At 59.6% G+C, this 21509-nt stretch carries 20 protein-coding genes, 1 tRNA gene and 1 pseudogene; 8 read left to right on the plus strand and 14 right to left on the minus strand.

Features of this window, described 5'->3' with window-relative positions:
- Positions 1–462 precede the first annotated feature (462 nt).
- Both BSF44_RS21280 and BSF44_RS21285 read left to right on the plus strand, forming a co-directional pair.
- Entirely contained in the window at positions 463–2004 is a 1542-nt protein-coding gene (locus BSF44_RS21280; RefSeq protein ID WP_095945180.1) for an NCS1 family nucleobase:cation symporter-1, read from the plus strand.
- Positions 2005–2060: 56 nt separating this feature from the next.
- Positions 2061–2789, plus strand: coding sequence for an aspartate/glutamate racemase family protein (locus BSF44_RS21285; RefSeq protein WP_095945181.1), 729 nt, complete (start codon positions 2061–2063; stop codon positions 2787–2789).
- Positions 2790–2902: 113 nt separating this feature from the next.
- Here the strand turns inward: BSF44_RS21285 and BSF44_RS21290 are convergent, their stop codons facing one another.
- Entirely contained in the window at positions 2903–3826 is a 924-nt protein-coding gene (locus tag BSF44_RS21290; protein WP_095945182.1) for a LysR family transcriptional regulator, read from the minus strand.
- Between the two features lie 124 nt (positions 3827–3950).
- On the opposite strand from BSF44_RS21290, the gene BSF44_RS21295 reads away from it, so the two are divergent.
- Positions 3951–4697 (plus strand): 3-oxoacyl-ACP reductase family protein, encoded by a 747-nt coding sequence (locus BSF44_RS21295; protein WP_095945183.1) that lies wholly within the window; start codon positions 3951–3953, stop codon positions 4695–4697.
- Between the two features lie 139 nt (positions 4698–4836).
- On the opposite strand, the gene BSF44_RS21300 is transcribed toward BSF44_RS21295, so the two are convergent.
- Complete coding sequence (locus BSF44_RS21300; protein ID WP_095945184.1) at positions 4837–5532, minus strand: HAD-IA family hydrolase; 696 nt, start codon at positions 5530–5532, stop codon at positions 4837–4839.
- Between the two features lie 412 nt (positions 5533–5944).
- Between BSF44_RS21300 and BSF44_RS21305 the strand changes: the two genes are divergently transcribed.
- Positions 5945–8941, plus strand: a complete 2997-nt coding sequence (locus BSF44_RS21305) for an RHS repeat-associated core domain-containing protein (protein ID WP_371918288.1) — start codon at positions 5945–5947, stop codon at positions 8939–8941.
- Positions 8942–8981: 40 nt separating this feature from the next.
- Here the strand turns inward: BSF44_RS21305 and BSF44_RS21310 are convergent, their stop codons facing one another.
- From BSF44_RS21310 to BSF44_RS21350, 9 genes and pseudogenes are all read right to left on the minus strand, one after another.
- Positions 8982–9194, minus strand: a complete 213-nt coding sequence (locus BSF44_RS21310) for a hypothetical protein (protein ID WP_095945196.1) — start codon at positions 9192–9194, stop codon at positions 8982–8984.
- A gap of 107 nt (positions 9195–9301) precedes the next feature.
- Positions 9302–9484, minus strand: coding sequence for a hypothetical protein (locus tag BSF44_RS21315; protein ID WP_095945185.1), 183 nt, complete (start codon positions 9482–9484; stop codon positions 9302–9304).
- A gap of 16 nt (positions 9485–9500) precedes the next feature.
- The gene (locus tag BSF44_RS21320; protein ID WP_095945197.1) at positions 9501–9968 is read right to left on the minus strand and encodes a YMGG-like glycine zipper-containing protein; all 468 of its coding nucleotides are present in this window, start codon (positions 9966–9968) and stop codon (positions 9501–9503) included.
- Positions 9969–10082: 114 nt separating this feature from the next.
- Positions 10083–10451 (minus strand): bacteriocin, encoded by a 369-nt coding sequence (locus tag BSF44_RS21325; RefSeq protein WP_095945186.1) that lies wholly within the window; start codon positions 10449–10451, stop codon positions 10083–10085.
- A gap of 312 nt (positions 10452–10763) precedes the next feature.
- Entirely contained in the window at positions 10764–10952 is a 189-nt protein-coding gene (locus BSF44_RS21330) for a hypothetical protein (RefSeq protein WP_095945198.1), read from the minus strand.
- Between the two features lie 146 nt (positions 10953–11098).
- Positions 11099–11419, minus strand: a complete 321-nt coding sequence (locus tag BSF44_RS21335; RefSeq protein ID WP_095945187.1) for a YbjQ family protein — start codon at positions 11417–11419, stop codon at positions 11099–11101.
- A pseudogene (locus BSF44_RS21340) lies at positions 11416–11592 on the minus strand (6-aminohexanoate hydrolase); the annotation flags it as partial. The gene BSF44_RS21335 and the pseudogene BSF44_RS21340, both read right to left, overlap by 4 nt.
- 16 nt (positions 11593–11608) lie before the next feature.
- Positions 11609–12241, minus strand: coding sequence for a hypothetical protein (locus BSF44_RS21345; protein ID WP_141250067.1), 633 nt, complete (start codon positions 12239–12241; stop codon positions 11609–11611).
- A 309-nt stretch (positions 12242–12550) separates the two neighbouring features.
- Positions 12551–12640: transfer RNA gene (locus BSF44_RS21350), tRNA-Ser, on the minus strand.
- Between the two features lie 308 nt (positions 12641–12948).
- Here BSF44_RS21350 and BSF44_RS21355 point away from each other — a divergent pair.
- The 3 genes from BSF44_RS21355 to BSF44_RS21365 all read left to right on the plus strand — a co-directional run bounded on the left by BSF44_RS21355 (position 12949) and on the right by BSF44_RS21365 (position 15707).
- Positions 12949–13638, plus strand: coding sequence for a crotonase/enoyl-CoA hydratase family protein (locus BSF44_RS21355; RefSeq protein WP_095945189.1), 690 nt, complete (start codon positions 12949–12951; stop codon positions 13636–13638).
- A 214-nt stretch (positions 13639–13852) separates the two neighbouring features.
- Entirely contained in the window at positions 13853–14575 is a 723-nt protein-coding gene (locus BSF44_RS21360) for a 1-acyl-sn-glycerol-3-phosphate acyltransferase (protein ID WP_095945190.1), read from the plus strand.
- Between the two features lie 160 nt (positions 14576–14735).
- Positions 14736–15707 (plus strand): magnesium and cobalt transport protein CorA, encoded by a 972-nt coding sequence (locus tag BSF44_RS21365; protein ID WP_095945191.1) that lies wholly within the window; start codon positions 14736–14738, stop codon positions 15705–15707.
- A 110-nt stretch (positions 15708–15817) separates the two neighbouring features.
- Here BSF44_RS21365 and BSF44_RS21370 read toward each other — a convergent pair whose 3' ends face one another.
- The 3 genes from BSF44_RS21370 to BSF44_RS21380 all read right to left on the minus strand — a co-directional run bounded on the left by BSF44_RS21370 (position 15818) and on the right by BSF44_RS21380 (position 20013).
- Positions 15818–16540, minus strand: coding sequence for an amidotransferase (locus tag BSF44_RS21370; RefSeq protein ID WP_095945192.1), 723 nt, complete (start codon positions 16538–16540; stop codon positions 15818–15820).
- 98 nt (positions 16541–16638) lie between these two features.
- A complete protein-coding gene (locus BSF44_RS21375; RefSeq protein ID WP_095945193.1) occupies positions 16639–18783 on the minus strand; it encodes a 3-hydroxyacyl-CoA dehydrogenase NAD-binding domain-containing protein in 2145 nt (714 codons plus the stop codon).
- 24 nt (positions 18784–18807) lie between these two features.
- Positions 18808–20013: an acetyl-CoA C-acetyltransferase gene (locus BSF44_RS21380; protein ID WP_095945194.1), complete on the minus strand. Its 1206-nt coding sequence runs from the start codon at positions 20011–20013 to the stop codon at positions 18808–18810.
- 595 nt (positions 20014–20608) lie between these two features.
- Between BSF44_RS21380 and BSF44_RS21385 the strand changes: the two genes are divergently transcribed.
- Positions 20609–21430, plus strand: a complete 822-nt coding sequence (locus tag BSF44_RS21385; RefSeq protein ID WP_095945195.1) for a cytochrome c — start codon at positions 20609–20611, stop codon at positions 21428–21430.
- The last annotated feature ends 79 nt before the right edge of the window (positions 21431–21509 follow it).

Below are 21509 nucleotides of genomic sequence, written 5' to 3' on the forward strand. Positions count from 1 at the left end.
CAGTGTTATCTGCAGCTTCAAAAAATGTGTACACAGGAATGTCACCATCAGTGCCATTTATGTGTGCACTTTTTGTTTCCGCGCCCCCAAAAGTTACATCCCTCCGCTTGCCTGGCGCCGCCACTCCCTCCTGAATCCCCTCCGGAAAATAAATACCTGATCAAACAGTCAATTTATATTGATTGCTTTTCAGTAACTTGGCGAAAAGCCATAACAAAAAGAAATGAGCAATGCCTTTCATAGAACTTCCGACTGGCATGGATCTGGCTTAAGTGCATACATGTTTTGTATACAATAAAATCAAAACATACACACACTTTAGATCCGCAAGCCTGAAGCGCCCTATCCCGTACAGGCTGCAGATGCCCCGTAACCAATGATATTCGCCACCCGCGACGAAGATTTGTCGAGCCAACGCTCATGCACAGTCATCGCGGCGTCGAGCATCAGGAGCCTGCCGGAATGCGTACTAGTCTCTCCAATAACAACATCGCGCTGGATCTACCCTCCTCCCATTCCACCCACACCGCCGACAATCAGGCGCATCACGCCCCCGTGGTGCTCAGCCCCCGATTGCACAACAAGGACCTGGCGCCGACCAAGGCCGAAGGTCGGCGCTGGGGCCGCTACAGCATCTTTGCCCTGTGGACCAACGACGTGCACAACATTGCCAACTACTCGTTTGCCATCGGTCTGTACGCTTTGGGTCTGGGTGGCTGGCAGATTCTCCTGTCCCTGGGGATCGGCGCGGCGCTGGTTTACTTCTTCATGAACCTGTCTGGCTACATGGGCCAGAAAACCGGGGTGCCGTTTCCGGTCATCAGCCGGATCAGTTTCGGCATTCACGGTGCGCAAATTCCTGCGTTGATCCGCGCCGTTATCGCCATCGCCTGGTTCGGCATTCAGACGTACCTTGCGTCCGTGGTCTTTCGCGTGCTGTTGACGGCGGTCCATCCCGGCTTCGCCGACTACGACCACGACTCGATCCTCGGCCTGTCGACCCTGGGCTGGGTGTGTTTCGTCGCGATCTGGTTCGTGCAACTGGCGATCCTTGCCTATGGCATGGAGATGGTGCGGCGCTACGAGGCATTTGCCGGCCCGGTGATTCTGCTGACCGTTGCCGCCCTTGCCGCGTGGATGTACACCCAGGCCGATGCGACCATCGCCTGGTCGATCCGCGAACCGCTGACTGGCGGTGAGATGTGGCGCAACATCTTTGCCGGTGGCGCGTTGTGGCTGGCGATCTACGGCACCTTGATCCTCAACTTCTGCGACTTCGCCCGCTCTTCGCCGTGCCGCAAGACCATCAAGGTCGGAAATTTCTGGGGCTTGCCGGTGAATATCCTGGTGTTCGCCAGCATCACCGTCCTGCTGTGCGGCGCGCAATTTCAGATCAATGGCCGGATCATCGAAAGCCCGACCGAAATCATCGCCTCGATCCCCAATACCTTCTTCCTGGTGCTCGGCTGCCTGGCGTTCCTGATCGTCACCGTGGCAGTGAACATCATGGCCAACTTCGTCGCCCCGGCGTTCGTGCTCAGCAACCTGGCGCCCAAGTACCTGACCTTCCGCCGCGCCGGGCTGATCAGCGCGACCATCGCCGTGCTGATCCTGCCGTGGAACCTCTACAACAGCCCGCTGGTGATCGTGTATTTCCTGTCCGGCCTCGGTGCCCTGCTCGGCCCGTTGTACGGGGTGATCATGGTCGACTACTGGCTGGTGCGAAAAGGCCGGGTCAACGTGCCGCAGTTGTACAGCGAAGACCCGAACGGCGCGTATTACTACAGCCGCGGGGTCAATTTGCGCGCCGTGGCGGCGTTCATTCCCGCCGCCCTCATCGCCATTGTCCTGGCCCTGGTGCCGGGTTTCCACAGCGTATCGCCGTTCTCCTGGCTGATGGGTGCCGGCATCGCCGGGATGCTCTACCTGATCATCGCCAAGCGCCAACCGCTCTACACCGATGTCAGCGGCGAAGCCATCGCGGTCGACAACGTCAGCCACTGATCCTGTCGCGGCCCGCCGTTGTCGGGCCGCAGAACCAACTGCAATAAGGACTCCCCATGCGCATTCTCGTGGTCAACGTCAACACCACCGAATCCATCACCCAGGCCATCGCCCGCTCGGCGCAGGCCGTCGCGTCGCCCGGCACGGAAATCGTCGGCCTCACCCCGTACTTCGGCGCCGACTCCATCGAAGGCAATTTCGAAAGTTACCTGGCGGCCATCGCGGTCATGGACCGGGTGATGTCCTACGACCAGCCGTTCGACGCCGTGATCCAGGCCGGCTACGGCGAACACGGCCGTGAAGGCTTGCAGGAACTGCTCAATGTGCCGGTGGTGGACATCACCGATGCCGCCGCCAGCACGGCAATGTTTCTCGGTCACGCCTATTCCGTGGTCACCACCCTCGACCGCACCGTGCCGCTGATCGAAGATCGCCTCAAGCTCTCCGGCCTCTGGGACCGTTGCGCCTCGGTACGGGCCAGTGGTTTGGCCGTGCTGGAACTGGAACACGAACCGCAGCGCGCACTGGAGGCCATCGTGCATCAGGCCGAACTGGCGGTGACCCGGGACAAGGCCGAAGTGATTTGCCTGGGCTGCGGCGGCATGGCCGGGCTGGACGAGCAGATTCGCCGGCGTACCGGGGTACCGGTGGTGGACGGCGTGACGGCGGCAGTGACCATTGCCGAATCATTGGTGCGACTGGGGCTGTCGACATCGAAAGTGCGGACCTATGCGACGCCGCGGCCGAAAAACATCATTGGCTGGCCGGGGCGGTTTGCCCGGTAGACCGCGTTATCGTTCATCGCGAGCAGGCTCGCTCCCACAGGGAATTTGCTTGCGTCGCAAATCCAGTGTTGGGAGCCTGCTCGCGATGGCCGCACCCCGGTTTCAAGACTTGCTCAAACAGCACTAAACCTCTGCCCCAACCCCCGCTCGGCAAACTGCTCAATGACGAATTCCACAAACGCCCGGGTCTTGCCAGGCAGCAGTTTGTGTTCGGCGTAATAGATGGAAATATTGCCATCGTCGACATACCAGTCCGGCAACACCCTCTGCAACGTCCCCGCCTCCAGATAGCCCACGGCAAACGGCATGCTCACCAGCGCAATGCCCAGGCCCTGGGTGGCCGTGGCGCAAGCGGCCTCCGAGTCGCTCAGGGTCATCCGCGTCTTGAGGGCCAACGAACTGTGTTGCTGGGTGCGACTGGTCAATTGCCAGGAGCGCACGCGACCGGTCTGCGGCGAGCGAATGAGGATGCCGTCGTGCTGCTTGAGATCATCGGGCTCGAGGATCGCTTCGTGCGCCGCCAGGTAACCCGCAGAGGCTACCAACACGCGATGGGCTGGCGTCAGCTTGCGTGCCACCACCCCTTGAGGCAGTTCGAATCCGCCACCGATCGCGGCATCGAAACCCTGGCCGATCAGGTCGACCTGACGGTTGTCGAAATGCCAGTCCGGATTGATCGCCGGAAAACGCCGCAAGAACTCCCCGAGCAGCGGCACGATATACAAGCGTCCGAACACCGTGCCCATGCTGACCTTCAAGGTGCCTGCCGGGCGTCCCTCGGCGCTGGCGAGATTAGCCACGGCATTCTGGATGGTGTGCAGACTGGCACTGACTTCACCAAGGAAAAGTTGACCGGCCTCCGTCAGGGTCAGGCTGCGAGTGCTGCGCTGGAACAATCTGACGCCCAGGCGCGCCTCGAGTTTGGCAACGCTCTTGCCCACCGCCGCCGGTGTCAGGCTCAAGCGACGCGCCGCTTCGGCAAAGCTGCCGACCTCGGCACTGCGCACAAAGCATTCGATACTGCTGAAGGTTTCCATAGGCGCCACTATAAACTTTTGGTTTACACAGACTATCGCAATTATGGTCTACACAGCAGGTAATCCTGAATCGATACTAGGCTCCATCAACCGGGACATCTCGCCTCGGGACTTGGAGATCGACATGACTACTCAGAACCTCAGCGGCAAAGTGGCATTGATTCAAGGTGGTTCCCGCGGTATCGGCGCCGCCATCGTCAAGCGCTTGGCCGCTGAAGGCGCGACCGTTGCCTTCACTTACGTCAGCTCCACGGCCAAGGCCGAAGAACTGCAAGACAGCATCATCGCCAAGGGCGGCAAGGCCCTGGCCATCAAGGCCGACAGCGCCGACGCCGACGCCATCCGCGGTGCCGTGTCCACCACGGTAGAAGCCTTCGGTCGCCTGGATATCCTGGTCAATAATGCCGGCGTACTGGCGGTCGCACCGCTGGCCGAGTTCAAACTCGAAGACTTCGACCAGACCCTGGCCATCAACGTGCGCAGCGTGTTCATCGCCACCCAGGCCGCCGCCAGGCACATGACCGAAGGCGGTCGCATCATCAACATCGGCAGCACCAATGCCGACCGCATGCCCTTCGCCGGTGGCGGCCCGTACGCCATGAGCAAGTCGGCGCTGGTCGGCCTGACCAAAGGCCTGGCCCGTGATCTCGGCCCGCAAGGCATCACTATCAATAACGTGCAACCGGGCCCGGTCGACACCGACATGAACCCGGCCCACGGTGACTTTGCGGAAAGCCTGATCCCGTTGATGGCCGTGGGCCGTTACGGCAAGGCCGAAGAGATCGCCAGTTTCGTCGCCTACCTCGTCAGCCCTGAAGCGGGCTACATCACTGGAGCCAGCCTGACCATCGACGGTGGTTTCGGCGCCTGATTCGTATCTGCCAACTGCAATAACTGTGGGAGCGAGCCTGCTCGCGAAGAGGGAGTATCAGACACCTTGATGTTGTCTGAAACACCGCCTTCGCGAGCAGGCTCGCTCCCACATTGGCCAGAGTCGAGCCGTCTTTTTGCTAGGTCCACTCAAGCGCCGGCAAACCAAAAGCACTCGGCACAAACGCCTTCAGCGTACGAAGAATGCCATCGGCATGTGCGTACCTGGCGTCGGCCATTGCCGCATCCGGAATTGCAATCGCCGTCATCCCCGCCGCTTTCGCCGCGGTGACACCGAAAGGCGAATCCTCGAACACCAGGCAATCTTCGGGTGCAACACCCAGGCGCCGCGCCGCCGTCAGGAAAATATCCGGTGCCGGTTTGGCCGCGCCCACCTCGGGGTCATCGGCGGTGACGATGAAGTCGAACAGGGCGAACCAGTCGCGGTGCAAGGTGGTTTTCTGGCCGAACGACTGACTCGACGAACTGGTGCCCACGGCAATGGGAATGTTGTTGGCCTTCAGATGCCGTACCAGTTCCTGTGCGCCGGGCATTGCCTGTGCTGTAGGAAAACGCTCGCGCATCAGCGGCTCGCGGATCACCAGAAATTCTTGCGCCGTAATCGGCAAGTCCAGCGCTTCAACCACATAGCGCGCCAGATCGCCTGCGCCCCGGCCAATGATGTTCTGTTTGATGCTCCAGTCGAACGTCCGGCCGTAACGCGCGGCGATGATGGACGTGACTTCGGTGTAAATGCCCTCTGTATCCAGCAACAAGCCGTCCATATCGAAAATCACGGCCTTGATCGGGCCGATTGCTTTCAGTGGTGCATTCATCGCATCTGATCCGTTTTCTAAGTCATCCCGGGCAGCTCAGGTACGGCCGATGCCCCATGGATTAAAGGATTCAGCAGCATAGCGAGCGCCACCGGTCCAGAGCAATGATCAAATCCCAATCGACGCCGAATGGCCCTCCGCGATTTAGCGAATCGCCCTACAGCAAGCGCCACCTTTCCCGACTTCTTTCCTCGCTGATCCCCCGCAGAGTTTCGCGCTCCATACTCCGCCAAGCGAAAGACAGCAGATGTTCGATCCCCAAGAGGTATTGGCATGCCCCGCCAGCGGTCCCCTGACACTTCGCTCCGGTAGGCAGGAACGCCGCGAGGACGCCTCCAGGAAAGCGAAAAACCCCAACGACGACAGCGCCGACACCGTCGAGCGAACCGCCACCCACAACGGCCCGGTGTCGATGGTTACCGGCGAAGGATTGCTGTCCCTCACCGACGGCACCCTCGACGGGATCCTGCCCTTCGATTTCACCCGCCTCTATCGCACCAGTGCCGTTGAAATCGACAGCGGCCTCGGTTTTGGCTGGAGCCATTCACTGTCCCAGCACCTGGAACTCCACGGCGATAAGGTACTGTGGATCGACCCCGAAAACCGCCGCACACCCTTTCCCCGCCCGACGGCGACGCGGCCGGTGCTCCACAACAGCCTGTCGCGGGCGGCGATTTACCTCGGCGAGAAGCCGGACGAACTGATCCTTTCCCCGGCCGGCGACCGCGCGCGGTTCTACCACTTTCATGACGGCCGGCTCAGCGCGATCAGCGACGCCTACGGCAACCGCCTGACAGTAGAGCGGGACCGCTGTGACCGGATCCAACGCCTGGACAACGGCGCCGACCGCGCCTTATTGCTGCGTTACGACCTCAAGCACCTGGTGGCCGTCGACTATCAGGTGTTTCAGCGCGGCGATCCCGAGACGAACACCTGGCGCACCGAACAGACACTGGTCAGCTACCGCTACGACGCCCGCCAGCGCTTGATCGAGGCAACCAACGCCGCGGGTGAAAGCGAGCGCTATGACTACGACGAGCAGCACGTCATCCTGCAACGGCAACTGGCTGGTGGCGCGAGTTTTTTCTGGGCGTGGGAACGCTCCGGCAAGGCAGCCCGCTGCATCCATCATTGGGCCTCGTTTACCCAAATGGAGGCGCGTTACGCCTACGACGATCAAGGCCGCCTGATCGCTGAGCAGGACGCCCTCGGCGCCGTCACCGGATACCAATATGACAAAGTCGGTCGGCTGGTTACGCTGCTTGCGCAGAATGAGGCGCCCACGTCCTGCGAGTATCGTCACGGCGTCCTGCACACCCACACGCGGGGTCAGGAGACGTGGACCTGTCAGCGCAATCTCCAGGGCGATATCACTGCCGTTACTGATTCGGACGGGCAGATCACCCGCTATGTCTACGACCCGCAGGGGCGCTTGCTGACAATCCGATTCCCCGACCAGAGCAGTCACCGGTTTGTCTCGAACGCCTTGGGGCAACTGTTGGAGGAGACTTTGCCGGACGGTACCCAGCGCACTTTTTCCTACGATGTGCTGGGCCGGCGGATTACCGGGCAGGACGAACACGGTGCGGTCACCAGCTATGAGTGGGACGCCGTGGGTCGACTGACACGGACCACACTGCCCACCGGTGCCTGCCGTGCCTGTCGCTACAACGCCTACGGCCAGGTCACCGCCGAAACCGACGAACTGGGACGGGTAACCCGTTACGAATACGCCGACGACCTGCACTTGGTCAGCCGTCGGATCAACCCCGACGGCAGCGCACTGAAGTACGGCTACGATCATGCGCAGCTATTGCTCACCGAGATCGAAAACGAGGTCGGCGACACCTATCGGCTGGACTACACGCCAGGCGGATTGATCCGACAGGAAACCGGCTTCGATGGCCGTCGTACCACTTATGCGTATGACGGTAATGGTCAGTTGCTGGAGAAAACCGAGTTCGGCGACGACGGTTCGCAACTCGTCACGCAGTACCAACGCGACAGTGCCGGGCGCCTATTGCTCAAGACCCTGCCCGACGGGATCAAGGTCGAGTACCACTACGACAACTTCGGGCGACTGGTCCGCGTCGATGACGGTCAGGACCATCCGCTGGCGTTCGAATACGACTGCCAGGGCCGGCTGATCACCGAGCATCAGGGCCGGGTCACCCTGCGTTACGTCTACGATGCCTGCGGTCGGCTCAAGCGACTGCGCCTGCCGGACGACTGTGTCCTTGTCTACCACCATGCCAAGGGCGGCGTCCTCACTGCCATCGATCTCAATGGCACGCGCCTGACCAGCCACCGTTTTGTCGGCGGGCGCGAACAGCAACGCCAACAGGGCCTGCTGCTCAGCGATTACGCCTACGACGAGCAAGGCCGTTTGCAGGCCCATGCCGTCAGCCAAAAGCAACGACCGATGTACAGCCGCGAGTATGCCTACAGCGCCAAGGGCAATCTCCTGCAGATTACCGACAGCCGTCGGGGCCAACGCCACTATCAATACGATGCACTCGATCGCCTGACCGGCGCACACCACGCCCGCGACCCGTTCGCGGAGAGCTTCACCCATGACCCGGCCGGCAACCTGCAGATCCACGGCCGTCCGAGCCCGTTCGTGCACCAGGGCAACCGCCTGCGCCGCCATTGCAACAGCCACTACGTCTACGACGTCTTCGGCAACCTGATCCGAGAACACCGCGGTATGCCGCCTCTGGTCACCCAATACACTTACGACAGCCAGCACCGCCTGATCAGTATCAGCACCCCGGACGGTAAAAGTGTCAGCTACCGCTACGACGCCTTCGGCCGGCGCATCCGCAAAACCGTCGACGGCCAGACCACGCAATTCTTCTGGCGAGGCGACCGGCTCATCGCGGAAAGCGCTCCCCGACACTACCGCAGTTACATTTACGAACCCGGCAGCTTCCGCCCGCTGGCGCTGCTCGACGGCAAGGGCCGGGCAGACGTCCGCCCGTTCTACTACCAACTCGACCATCTCGGCACCCCGCAGGAACTGACCAGCTACAGTGGTGCCATCGTCTGGTCGGCGAAATACACCGCCCACGGCAAACTCCGCGAACTGAGCCAGGGCGCCGGCGAACGATTCGAACAGCCGCTACGGTTCCAGGGGCAATACTTCGACGCCGAGAGCGGCCTGCACTACAACCGCCATCGCTACTACCATCCCGACATCGGTCGCTATCTGACGCCGGATCCGGTCAAACTGGCCGGTGGGTTGAACCCGTATCGGTACACCCGGAACCCGACAGGGTGGGTGAATCCATTGGGGTTGGACGGGAATTGCCCGCAGGCGAACAAGCCGGAATGCTCGGCTCCATTTGGGGAAGGAGGGGCAAAGGTTGATGTGGGGGAGCCTGGTGTGCCCTCTCCAACCTTCGAATAAATACGCGTATCACGCAGACTCACGGGAGTCCCGGGCTTGCTCACTGTCGTTTCGTAATAGCTGGCTCACTCGCACCCGCGCCATCGTCCCGATCATCGGAATCGGCCTCAATATCGTCCTTGCTCGGAACCTGCTCCACACCTGCATCATCATCGTCCGGCGGTCGTTGATCGCGGCTCAAGGAATCGGTAGGCGACGGCAGCGGATACTCCGGTGTTTCATCAGCGTCGGGGACTTTCCGATCAGTCTTCATATCGCACCTCTCGCGTGACCTGAAGTGAAGGCCATGACCTGGCGAGGATCGGACGATGGACGCGTTCGATCAGTTGGACAACCAGTCATTCCGCCAACTGGGCTCGATCAATCTTCGTCCTCTTCCTCATCGTCAAACTCGATATTCCCCACATCGCCCAAATCATCAGCATCGTTAAGCGGCACCGTCGCATCATCCATCAGCGATCCCGGATCCTCATTGCCGGGATCGTTGATAGATGGCAGTCCGCTCGGGTCTTTTTCTTCCTTGCCTTTGCTTTTCACTGTCATGGGATGCCTCACTCAACTAGCGATGCTTTTTGTGGTGTTTGTTCGAATGTTTATAACCGTTACCGGAATGGGAATGACCGCTGTCACTCCCCAGATCATTGCCGACCGCACCGCCGGCTGCACCGCCCAGGCCTGCGCCGATGGCCGATCCGGTCGAACCGCCAAGACTGTTGCCGACCACCGATCCACCCGCCGCGCCCAAACCACCGCCTACCGCCGCCTCGGTGCGACTGCGCTTGGGTGCGGCAATGGCACTGCCGGCCGCTCCGCCGACACCTGCACCAATCGCTGCCCCCGTACTACCGCCCACCTGACCACCGACAACGTTGCCCAACACCCCACCAAGACCACCGCCCACCGCGGCATCTCCATTACCTCCCGCCAGTGCCGCCTGAGAGATCAGCCATCCAAAAACAATCGCAGGCAACATCAATCGTCGAGCACTCAGGCTTGCGGTTTTCTTGCCGTTGGTTTTCGGGTCCATGGCGTGCCTCACATTTTTCAGGGGTATGGAAGATTTGAGCCGCGGCACCGTAAAACGTTCATAAATGAAAAAGCCCGGCATCAAGCCGGGCTCTTTTTAGATGCACAATCAGGATCAGTGACCCTTGTGACCCTTGGCCAGGTTGCTGCCTACGCCACCGCCCAATGCACCGCCCAGGCCAGCACCGATGGTGGCGCCGGACTTGCCGCCAAGGCTATTGCCGATCACCGAACCACCGGCCGCGCCAACACCGCCACCGATAGCAGCGCTGGTGCGATGACCTTTTTTGGCGGCAACTGCACTGCCCGCCGCGCCAGCGACGCCCGCGCCAATCGCTGCGCCAGTGCTGCCGCCCATCTTCTGGCCGACCACGTTACCCAATGCGCCGCCCAAGCCACCGCCCAGCGCGGCAGTGCCGTCACCAGCCATTGCACCTTGAGCAACCAGAAGCCCCAGAACCAGAGCGGGCAGTGTTAAACGCATGACAAAAACCTCAAAAAATAGGGGTACACAAAAAGGGGGCGAGATTGAATGCTTTTGCGCGGATAAAGTCCAGCACACCGATCCAACTTCGCGATTGGCGACGGTTGGACAGCGTTTACCGAAAAGGTTTTATCGCGGACAAAAAAAAGCCCGCTGGGGAAACGGGCCAGGTGTTGCTTTCTAACGGATGAGTCGAGATTACGAAGGGACCTGTGAAAAGTTTGTGAAAAATCACTCCCTTCAAAAAAATTGTCATGAAATTTTTCAGACACAAAAAATCCCGTTCTATGACGGGGTCTGTCTAACGTTCGGTTACTTCCTGACCGGTGCTGTCACCCTGGGTAAGAATTTGCCCTTCAGTACCCGGCACGCCCTGGTCTTGATCTTGCCGACCTCAGTCTGGTCCTCGCCGAAACTCGCCACATACTGGGTCTGACCACACCGCACGGCGTTGTTGATCGGAAATTCTGCGCCATCGTCCTCGATATATGGATCAGCCATCTCTTCACCCCTTTCAAAACGCGCGATCGACACCGGCAAACCCTTTGCCTGAAAGAATATCGATCGCCAAGGTTTTTCAGACTAGCCGGTCACCAACAGACCCGCTGTTCGGATTTTCCCGTGACCGACGAATGGCTTCTCACCTTTCACCTCAACTTGACCGCCGTCCCGGCCACAAACACCACGACCATCCCGCCCTTGCCGGCCGGCATGCTGATCTCATAATCAAGCCCGACCACCGCGTCCGCCCCAAGCGCCAGCGCCCGCTCCCTGATCTCATCGGTGGCCTGAATGCGCGCTTCCTTCAACGCTCGTTCCAGTGTCTGGGAACGCCCGCCGAAAAAGTCGCGCATCCCGGCAAACACGTCGCGGACAACATTGATCCCTTGCACCGACTCGGCGCTGACGATGTCCAGGTAGGCGGTAATTTGCCGGCCTTCGATGGCGTGGGTCGTGGTGACGATCATGGGCGTTCCTTACTGTTCAGAAATTCAGCCAGCGCCTCAAACGCCGGCAACGTGACGGGATCGTTGGCCGAGTTACTGGCCACCGGATGGGTTGCGTAGCGGACGATGACCATCTCGGCCTTCGGGTCGACATAGATGCGCTGCCCATGGACCCCACGCGCCATGAACGCCCCGCCCTCCTTTCAATTTTCAGTTGGATTTCGCAGGTACATCGCTGAAGTCATAGATACCCTTAAAAAGATTCACATGGATCCTGGAACAGGTATCCGGATTTTTTCGGATGTAGACAACGTCATTTTCCACTGGCCCGCAGGTCGTGACCTTGGACGCGTCAGCGAGAACCGCATACCGGATTAAAGGATCAACTTGTGATGAAGCGAGCATGCCGGCTCCCATCAGGGTCCCGATGAAGAAAATCTTCAGCCCTGGAACGTGTTCTTCGGCAGACGCGCCAATCCTCACACCAAACAACGCCTTCATCTGCCAACAGACGAGCATGCAAATGCTGATCAACAGCAGTGAAATGGGTACAGATAAAATGACACCACCGATTGTCGAGGCGTACCTGATATTTTCGACTTCAATTCCAGTGGTAGCGTTGATGGTTTTCTCCGCTACGATTTTACAAATGTAAAAAACGATTGCTGTGTAGGCCAGGGAGCTTGGCCATTTCTTTGCAAAAGCACTGATGTTCTTGCGGTTGCAAAAAGCAAAATACGCACCACATGAAAATACAGACGTAAAAATTAAAGCCGTCAGCGTCTCGTGCTCAAGAAACTGCGCAAGCCACACCGCAAAAATCAACACGGCAGCCTTGATCATGTTCTTTATTTCAATGCTCATACTTGCGAAAAACCCTATTCAAAAACTGTGTCATGCATAGGAAGCAGCATATCGAGGCGCCCTCGCTCTGGCTGTAGGAGAGCTCCGCGAGTTTCGAAGGACCTTACGCTTGCTTCGTTTTCGCTTGGATATCGGCACGATGATGTATTTGGGGCCGGATTGCGGAGTAGATGGCCATACGAACGGGAATATGATCCGGCAACATTCCCTATCGCTCTTTTTCAGACGCCAAAAACCACAAACCCCCGACTTTCTCTAGGAAAGTCAGGGGTTTGTGTTTGCAGAATGTGGCGGTGAAGGAGAGATTCGAACTCTCGATACAGTTTCCTGTATACACACTTTCCAGGCGTGCTCCTTAAGCCACTCGGACACTTCACCGTATCTCTTCAAACAAGTTCTGTCTGTCGAGGCGCGCTAATGTAGTCGAAAGCTTTTCCGATGGCAAATATTTTTTTCAGAATTTTCATGCGGTTAACGCGATTCAGCGTTTGCGGTCGTTCCGGGCCATGGCAAACCGGCCAATCTCCGGCTTCGTGCCCTCTTCTATATAGAGGGGAATGCGCGGCAGGCGCGGCGGGCTACGCTTGGCGGGCGGGAAAAGGGTGACTGGTGGGTCAGCCACGGCGCTTTACCTGGCCTGCGGCGGTGGGTAACGTCTGCCCAACTTTATTGAAAGGAATAGCGTCATGAGTGAGTTGATTTCTTACCATCTCGAAGACGGTATCGCGACCCTGACCTTGAACAATGGCAAGGTCAATGCCATCTCTCCGGATGTGATTGCCGAGTTCAACGCTGCGCTGGATCGGGCCGTGACGGATCGTGCGGTGGTGATCATTACCGGCCAGCCGGGCATTCTCTCTGGCGGTTATGACCTGAAGGTGATGACGGCCGGCCCCAGGGAAGCCGTGGCATTGGTGACCGCCGGCTCGACCCTGGCCCGCCGCCTGCTGTCGCACCCCTTCCCGGTGATCGTGGCGTGCTCGGGGCATGCGGTGGCCAAGGGTGCGTTCCTGCTGTTGTCGGCCGACTATCGCATCGGTGTAGACGGTCCATTCAGCATCGGCCTGAACGAAGTGCAGATCGGCATGACCATGCACCACGCAGGCATCGAGATCGCCCGTGACCGCCTGAACAAAGTGGCGTTACAGCGTTCGGTGGTCAACGGCGAGATGTTCAATCCACAAGGCGCCGTGGCAGCCGGCTTCCTTGATGTGGTGGTCTCGCCTGAAGAACTGCAAGGCGCGGCGCTGGCGGCGGCTCGTCAGTTGAAGAAGATCAACATGACCGCGCACAAGAACACCAAACTGAAAGTGCGCAAGGCGTTGCTGGAGGCCCTGGACAACGCGATCATCCAGGACCAGGAACATTTGGGCTAAGCCCGGAACTGCTGCAACGAAAAGCCCGACCGTCGTGTCGGGCTTTTTCATAGGTGTCTTGGTTAAACGTCTGCAAACGCTCTAGACCGCGTCTGACCAAATAGTCGGCAACATCAGCTCAAACATCGGCCATCTCCCACTTCCCTGGGAGCAATTGCCGAAAACAGTGCACATCCGTACACTGCGCCACCTTTTGTCCCGGTGGGGCCTGTAAATGCTGTTTTTGTTCCGTATGTCGTTGATGAGCATGCACTTTATTGTGGCGGGGATGCTGGGAGTGATTCTCGGCCTGTGTCGGCCATTCAATCCGGACAACAGCCGCCTGTGCGCACGCCTGTATGCATGGCCGGCCATGTGTATTTTGCGTTTGCGGGTGAAAGCCGAAGTCGGGCCGTTGATGGATAAACCCGACAGCTGCGTGATCATCGCCAATCACCAGTCCAACTACGACCTGTTTGTGTTTGGCAACGTGGTGCCCCGCCGCACCGTGTGCATCGGCAAAAAGAGCCTGAAGTGGGTGCCGCTGTTCGGGCAGTTGTTCTGGCTGGCCGGCAACGTGCTGATCGACCGTGGCAATGCGCAAAAGGCACGCCAGTCGATGTTGACCACCACCCACACCCTGCAAAACAAAGACACTTCGATCTGGGTTTTCCCGGAAGGCACGCGCAATCTGGGTGAGGACTTGCTGCCCTTCAAGAAAGGCGCGTTTCAGATGGCTATTGCCGCCGGGGTGCCGATCGTCCCGGTGTGTGTCAGCAGTTACGTCAAACACATGCGATTGAACCGCTGGCGCAGCGGGAAAATCCTGATTCGCTCGTTGCCGGCGATTCCCACCGCCGGATTGAGCCTGGACGACATGCCCCTGCTGATCGCCCAGTGCCGCGAGCAGATGCGTGAATGCATCGAATCGATGGACCGGCAACTGCAAGCCGCCTGAAAAAGAAGACCCGCCTGGCGCGGGTTTTCTTTTGCCTGTGCGTCTTTGCCCAGAACTCGGCAGATTTAACTGACTCTCAAACACTGCGAGGCTAAGCTGATCCACACTGCCAATGCATTCGTTGCCAATTGAAAGCTGCCAAAAGAAGTGAACCACCATCATGGGTAGAGTTGTTGCTGCTGCGGTTTATAGCGCCGGTAAGAGAGTCACCAATATTACCCTTGACGAAGGCGCAGCCTGGGCGGCAAAGCCCGGGCACTTTGTCTGGATCGGCCTCGAAGAGCCGAACGCCGAGGAACTCTATAATCTGCAACGCCAGTTCAACCTGCACGAACTGGCCATCGAAGACGCCCTGGAAAAGCACAGCCGGCCGAAGCTGGAAACCTTCGGCGATGCACTGTTCATCGTGACCTACTCCCCCATCCGCCACGAAGGCAAACTCGAGTTCATCGAGACGCATATCTTTGCCGGCAATGGCTACATCATTACTGCGCGCAACGGTCACTCGGCGTCCTACGCCCATGTCCGACAGCGCTGTGAGGCGCGTCCGCTATTGCTTGAGCACGGGGAAGATTTCGTACTCTATGCCATCCTCGATTTCGTGATCGAAAACTACCAGCCGATGGGCGAAGCCATTCACGCGGAAATCGATGTGCTGGAGGGCAATGTGTTATGTGGCTCGCTGAATGATTACGACATCCAGAAGCTACATGGCCTGCGTCGTGATGTTTTACGCTTGCGTCGTTATGTGGCGCCGATGATCGAGATAGGAGAGGAACTGCAGAGGCTGAGCTTCCCGTTCATCGACAAGAACATGCGCCCGTACTTTCGCGATGTGCAGATCCATGTAACGCGGCAGATGGAAGACCTGACGACGCTGGCGGATATTGCCAGCCAGACGATTGAGGTCGGGGTGCTGTTGGAGGCCTCACGCCAGAGCGTGGTACAACGCAAGTTTGCGGCCTGGGCGGCGATCCTGGCCTTCCCGACGGCGGTGGCGGGGATCTATGGGATGAATTTCCAGAACATGCCCGAGTTGACCTGGCACTACGGGTATTTCGGGGTGCTGGGGTTTATTACGGTGGGTTGTCTGGGGTTGTGGGCAAGTTTCAAGAAGTCGGGGTGGCTTTAAATCCAAGGCGAGTGCTTCGCACTCGATCGCGAGCAGGCTCGCTCCCACAGTCGATCTTCGGTGTTGCAGAGATCAATGTAGGAGCGAGCCTGCTCGCGATGTTTTTAATTTCAATCAGCTGCTGGCTTGTGTGCCACAAACCGCATCATCCACTCGGCCACCGTGGTGCCGTGGTGTTCCTGTTCCAGGCTCGCAATACCCTTGGAGTAGACCTGCTCGCCCAGTGCCTGTTGGCGAATCTCCAACAAGGCGCGGGAGTAGTCGTGGATGAACTCCGGATGCCCCTGGAAGCACAGCACCTGATCGTTGATGTGGTAGGCGGCAAACGGGCAGAAATCGCTGGAAGCGATGACCGTGGCGTTTTCCGGCAGCGACGTGACCTGATCCTGGTGGCTGATCAGCAGCGTCAGTTCTTCGCGCACCGGGTTCATCCATGGCGCCTTGGCGGCCAATTTGTAGTTGTGGGTGCCGACGCCCCAGCCCTGGGTCGCACGCTCGCTCTTGCCGCCGAGCAGCAACGCCAGCAACTGATGACCGAAACAAACGCCCAGCAACTTGTCGCCGCGCTCGTAGCGGGTCAGCAGATATTTCTTGAGGGTTTCGATCCACGGGTCGGTGCCAAAGGAGTCGGCCTTGCTGCCCGTCACCAGATAGGCGTCGAACGTCAGGTCGTCGCTTGGGTATTCACCCTGCACCACGTTGTAGACGGTGAACTCGGCGGCAATCGGCTGCTGCGAAAACAGGTGTTTGAACATCTGCCCGTAGCCCTGATATTGGTCAACCAATTCCGGACGCAGGTGGTCGGTTTCCAGAATGCAGATGCGTAACGACATAAAAAATACCTGACACGTGATGGGAATAATGCACACCCCAGAGCCTGCCTTGAAACGCTGTGACAAGGCAAGCCCCGAAATGCATCATCTCTCCCCCCTTAGAACACCTCCCCTTTGGCCGCCTTCTCCAGCAGCAAGGCAGGTGGCGCGAACCGCTCGCCATATTGCTTGGCCAGATACTGCGCCCGGGCCACAAAGTCCTGCACGCCGTACTGGTTGATGAACTGCAGTGCACCGCCGGTCCAGGCGGCGAACCCGATGCCGAAGATCGAGCCGACGTTGGCATCCGCCGTCGAGGTCAACACGCCCTCCTCCACACAGCGCACGGTTTCGATGGCTTGCACGAACAGCAGGCGATCACGCACGTCCTTGGGAGAAATCTGCCCGTCGGCTTTCTCGAAGCGGGTTTTCAACTCAGGCCACAGGTGTTTCTGGCCTCCCGCCGGATACTCGTAGAAACCTCCACCGCCAGCCTTGCCGGGACGCTTGAACTCATTGAGCAGTAAGTCAATCACGGAAAATGCCGGGTGTTCTGTCAGCGGTTTGCCTTCTGCTTGCAGGTCCTTGGCCGTTTGCAGACGGATATGGTTCATCAGGCTGAGGGAAACTTCGTCAGAGATCGCCAGCGGTCCTATCGGCATGCCGGCCTTGCGCGCTTCAGTCTCGATCATCGCCGCGCTCACGCCCTCGCCCAGCATGGCGATGCCTTCGTTGGTGAAGGTGCCGAACACCCTTGAGGTGAAGAAGCCGCGGCTGTCGTTGACCACAATCGGGGTTTTCTTGATTTGCAGGACGTAATCGAAGCCGCGGGCCAGGGTTTCGTCGCTGGTGTTGGCGCCCTTGATGATTTCCACCAGCGGCATTTTTTCCACGGGGCTGAAAAAATGCAGGCCGATGAATTTGCTCTGGTCGGGCACGGCGCACGCCAGGCCGCTGATCGGCAGGGTCGAGGTGTTGGAGGCGATCACAGCGTCCGGGCCGACGACCTTCTGCGCCGCCAACGAGACCCTGGCCTTCAAGTCTCGATCCTCGAACACGGCCTCGATGATCAGGTCGCAACCGGCCAGGTCGGCATCGCTTTCGCTGGTTTGAATCCGTGACAGAACGGTGTCGCGTTGCTCGAGGCTCATTTGTCCGCGAGCGACTTTCTTGTCCAGCAGCGCCGCCGAATGCGCCTTGCCCTTCTGCGCCGCCGCGAGGCTGATGTCCTTGAGCACCACCTCGATCCCCGCCGACGCGCTGACAAAGGCGATACCGGCGCCCATCATCCCGGCGCCGAGTACGCCGACCTTGCGGGTGACATAGGGCGCAAAACCCTGGGGCCGCGAGCCGCCGGCGTTGATTTCATTGAGCTGGAACCAGAACGTGCCGATCAGGTTTTTCGAGACCTGGCCGGTGGTCAATTCGGTGAAGTAGCGGGTTTCGATCAGGTGCGCCGTGTCGAAATCCACCTGGGCGCCCTCGACCGCCGCGCAGAGGATTTTCTCCGGCGCGGGCATCGTGCCCTGGGTTTTGCTGCGCAGGATCGACGGCGCAATCGCCAGCATCTGCGCGACTTTCGGGTTAGACGGCGTGCCACCCGGTATCTGGTAGCCCTTCACGTCCCAGCGCTGCACCGCCGCCGGATTGGCCAGAATCCACGCCCGCGCCTTGGCCAACAGGTCTTCGTGATCGCTCGCCAGTGCGTCGATCAAGCCTGCCTGCAACGCCTGTTGTGGCCGCACCTTCTTGCCTTCAAGCAGATAAGGCAGGGCTTTTTCCAGGCCGAGCATGCGCACCATGCGCACCACGCCTCCGCCGCCCGGCAGCAGACCGAGGGTGACTTCCGGCAGGCCGAGTTGCACCGATGGGTTGTCCAGCGCCACGCGGTGATGGCAGGCCAGGCAGATTTCCCAGCCGCCGCCGAGAGCCGCACCGTTGATCGCCGCAACCACTGGCTTGCCGAGGGTTTCCAGGGTGCGTAACTGGCCTTTGAGGCTCAGCACCATGTCGTAGAAGGCCTTGGCCTGGGGTTTGCCGACCTTGATCAGTTCATTGAGGTCGCCGCCAGCGAAGAAAGTCTTCTTGGCCGAGGTGATGATCACACCGGCGATACTGTCCTTGTCGGCCACCAGACGCGCAACGCTGTCAGCCATGGCCTCGCGGTACACCGCGTTCATGGTGTTGGCACTCTGGCCGGGCATGTCGATGGTCAGGACGACGATCTGGTCCTGGTCTTTTTCGTAACGAATGGCTTCGTTCATAACGGGGTTCCTTGAAGTCCGGGCTCAGAGGCGTTCGATGATGGTGGCAATGCCCATGCCGCCGCCGACACACAGGGTCGCGAGGCCATAACGCAGGCGTCGGGCTTCCAGCTCATCGAGCAGCGTGCCGAGGATGGCGCAACCGGTGGCGCCCAGCGGGTGGCCCATGGCGATTGAACCGCCGTTGACATTGACCTTGTCCGGATCGACGGCCATGTCCTTGATGAACTTCAACACCACCGACGCGAACGCCTCGTTGACCTCGAACAAGTCGATGTCTTCGACCCGCAGCCCGGCCTTGGCCAGTGCCTTGCGGGTCGCCGGCGCGGGGCCGGTGAGCATGATGGTCGGATCGGTACTGGTGACTGCCGTGGCGACAATCCGCGCCCGAGGCTGCAAGCCCAGCGCCCGGCCCTTGGCTTCGGAGCCGATGAGCATCAGCGCCGCGCCATCGACAATCCCGGAACTGTTGCCGGGGGTGTGAACATGGTTGATCCGCTCGACATGGCTGTAGACCCGCAGCGCGGTGGCATCGAAGCCCATCTGCCCCATCATCTCGAAACTCGGCTTGAGCTTGCCCAGGCCTTCCAGGGTCGATTCGGCGCGGATGAACTCATCGTGATCGAGCAGGATGATGCCGTTCTGGTCCTGCACCGGCACCAGCGACTTGTTGAACGAGCCATCAGCTCGCGCCCGCGCAGCCTTTTGCTGGGAATGCAGGGCGTAGGCATCGACGTCCTGGCGGCTGAAGCCCTCAAGTGTGGCAATCAGGTCGGCGCCCACGCCCTGTGGCGTGAATTGACTGTGCAGGTTGGTCGCCGGGTCCAGCGCCCAGGCCCCGCCATCGCTGCCCATCGGCACCCGGGACATCGACTCGACACCACCGACCACCACCAGGTCTTCGAAACCGGAACGCACTTTCATCGCGCCGAGGTTCACGGCCTCCAGCCCCGAAGCACAGAACCGGTTGATCTGGACTCCCGCCACGCTGACATCCCAATCAGCCACCTGAGCGGCGGTCTTGGCGATGTCGGAACCTTGATCGCCGATCGGTGTCACGCAGCCGAGCACCACGTCATCGACCTGGCTGGTGTCCAGCGCAGTGCGTTGTTGCAGTGCGTTGAGCAAACCGGCAACCAGGTTCACCGGTTTGACGCTGTGCAAGGCGCCATCGGCCTTGCCTTTGCCACGGGGCGTGCGTAACGCGTCGAAAATCAATGCTTGGGTCATGACGTCCTCGAACCGCAGTGCAGGTGGGTAAATACCGAGTGCCCACTCTTGGCCCGAGCCGCGTTTGATTCAATGACCGCAGCGCTCACAGACGTTGACGCTCACGCTCAGACGAACGGTAGTCAGCTACCATTCAGGACCCCAAGCTGTCTAGCCAACGGGCGCCAAAGAAGCTGGCAATAGGCCTCATGCCTTTTTTAAAGCGAATTGCAAGAACACCATACGAAATGGATCTAAACCAAGCTTAACGCGGGCTCTAAGGTGAACTTGTACGAAGTTGTCGTCGGGTTTTGCCGAGGCACTCGTCACTACAGGAAGTGCAACGCGCTGCCATCATGGAGCTATGCGGGCAGGCATCAGGAAATAACAAAAAAGGCGGTCAAGCCATGTTCAAACAATCGAAAGTACGTCAAGCCGGGCTCATCCTTTTCGCCACCACGCTGTTATTGATATTGCCGAACCTGACCAAGGTCATCGGCTAGTCGCGTCTAAAAGCTACGGCGTCACAGTTTTTGAATTGCCACTCTCAAAATGTGACTGGCCCGCTACCCGGGCCAGCGTGGCTGTGCCAATCTTTGCGGCACTTGCACACGACATGGACGACGATCACTTGAAAATGCTCATTCTCCTCGGGGCCACACTGTTCGGTTCGCCCCTGTATGCCGCACAGCTGAATCTGGAGCTGGGCGCGAACAGTCGCACCTGGCAGACCGAGCAATTGCTCAAGCATCCTCAGGTTCAAACCATCAACATCAGCAACGACGTTTCCTACAAGCGTGACATGAGCTACCGCGCCGTGCCGCTGTCGGCATTGCTGACCGGCATCAAGCCTGACGACCACCTGCAAGCCGTGGCCCTGGATGGCTTTGCCGCCGAAATGACAGCGGCGCCGTTGCTCAATACCCAGGGTGCGCAGGCATGGCTGGCGATTGAAGACCCGGCCAAACCCTGGCCGCCGCTCTCCGAAGGCAAGCCAGGCGCCGGGCCGTTCTATCTGGTCTGGAGCAATCCGCAGGCCGGCAACATCAGCCCCGAGCAATGGCCGTTCCAGGTGGCGAGCATCAAACGCCTGGCGCCCGTTGCCGAGCGCTTCCCTGCCCTGCTGCCCGATCCGGCGTTGAAGGCGGATGATCCGGTGAACAAGGGCTTTGCGTTGTTCCAGAAGAACTGCCTGGCCTGCCATCGACTCAATGGCGACGGGGACGCGCAATTCGGACCGGACCTGAATATTCCGTACAACCCGACCGAGTACTTCGGCGCGGACTTCCTCAAGCGCTACATTCGCGACCCACAGAGTTTGCGCCAGTGGCCGCAGGCGAAGATGCCCGGGTTCTCGGCCGAGGTGTTGCCGGATGGGGATCTGAGGATGCTGGTGGGGTATTTGAAGCACATGGTGGGGCGCAAGGTGAAGCCGTGATGCATTTACCTGTAGGAGCGAGCCTGCTCGCGATGGCGTCATGTCAGTCAATACTTCGCTGGCTGACACACCGCTATCG

Source organism: Pseudomonas sp. ACN8, from assembly GCF_002303925.1.
Classification (GTDB): Bacteria; Pseudomonadota; Gammaproteobacteria; order Pseudomonadales; family Pseudomonadaceae; genus Aquipseudomonas.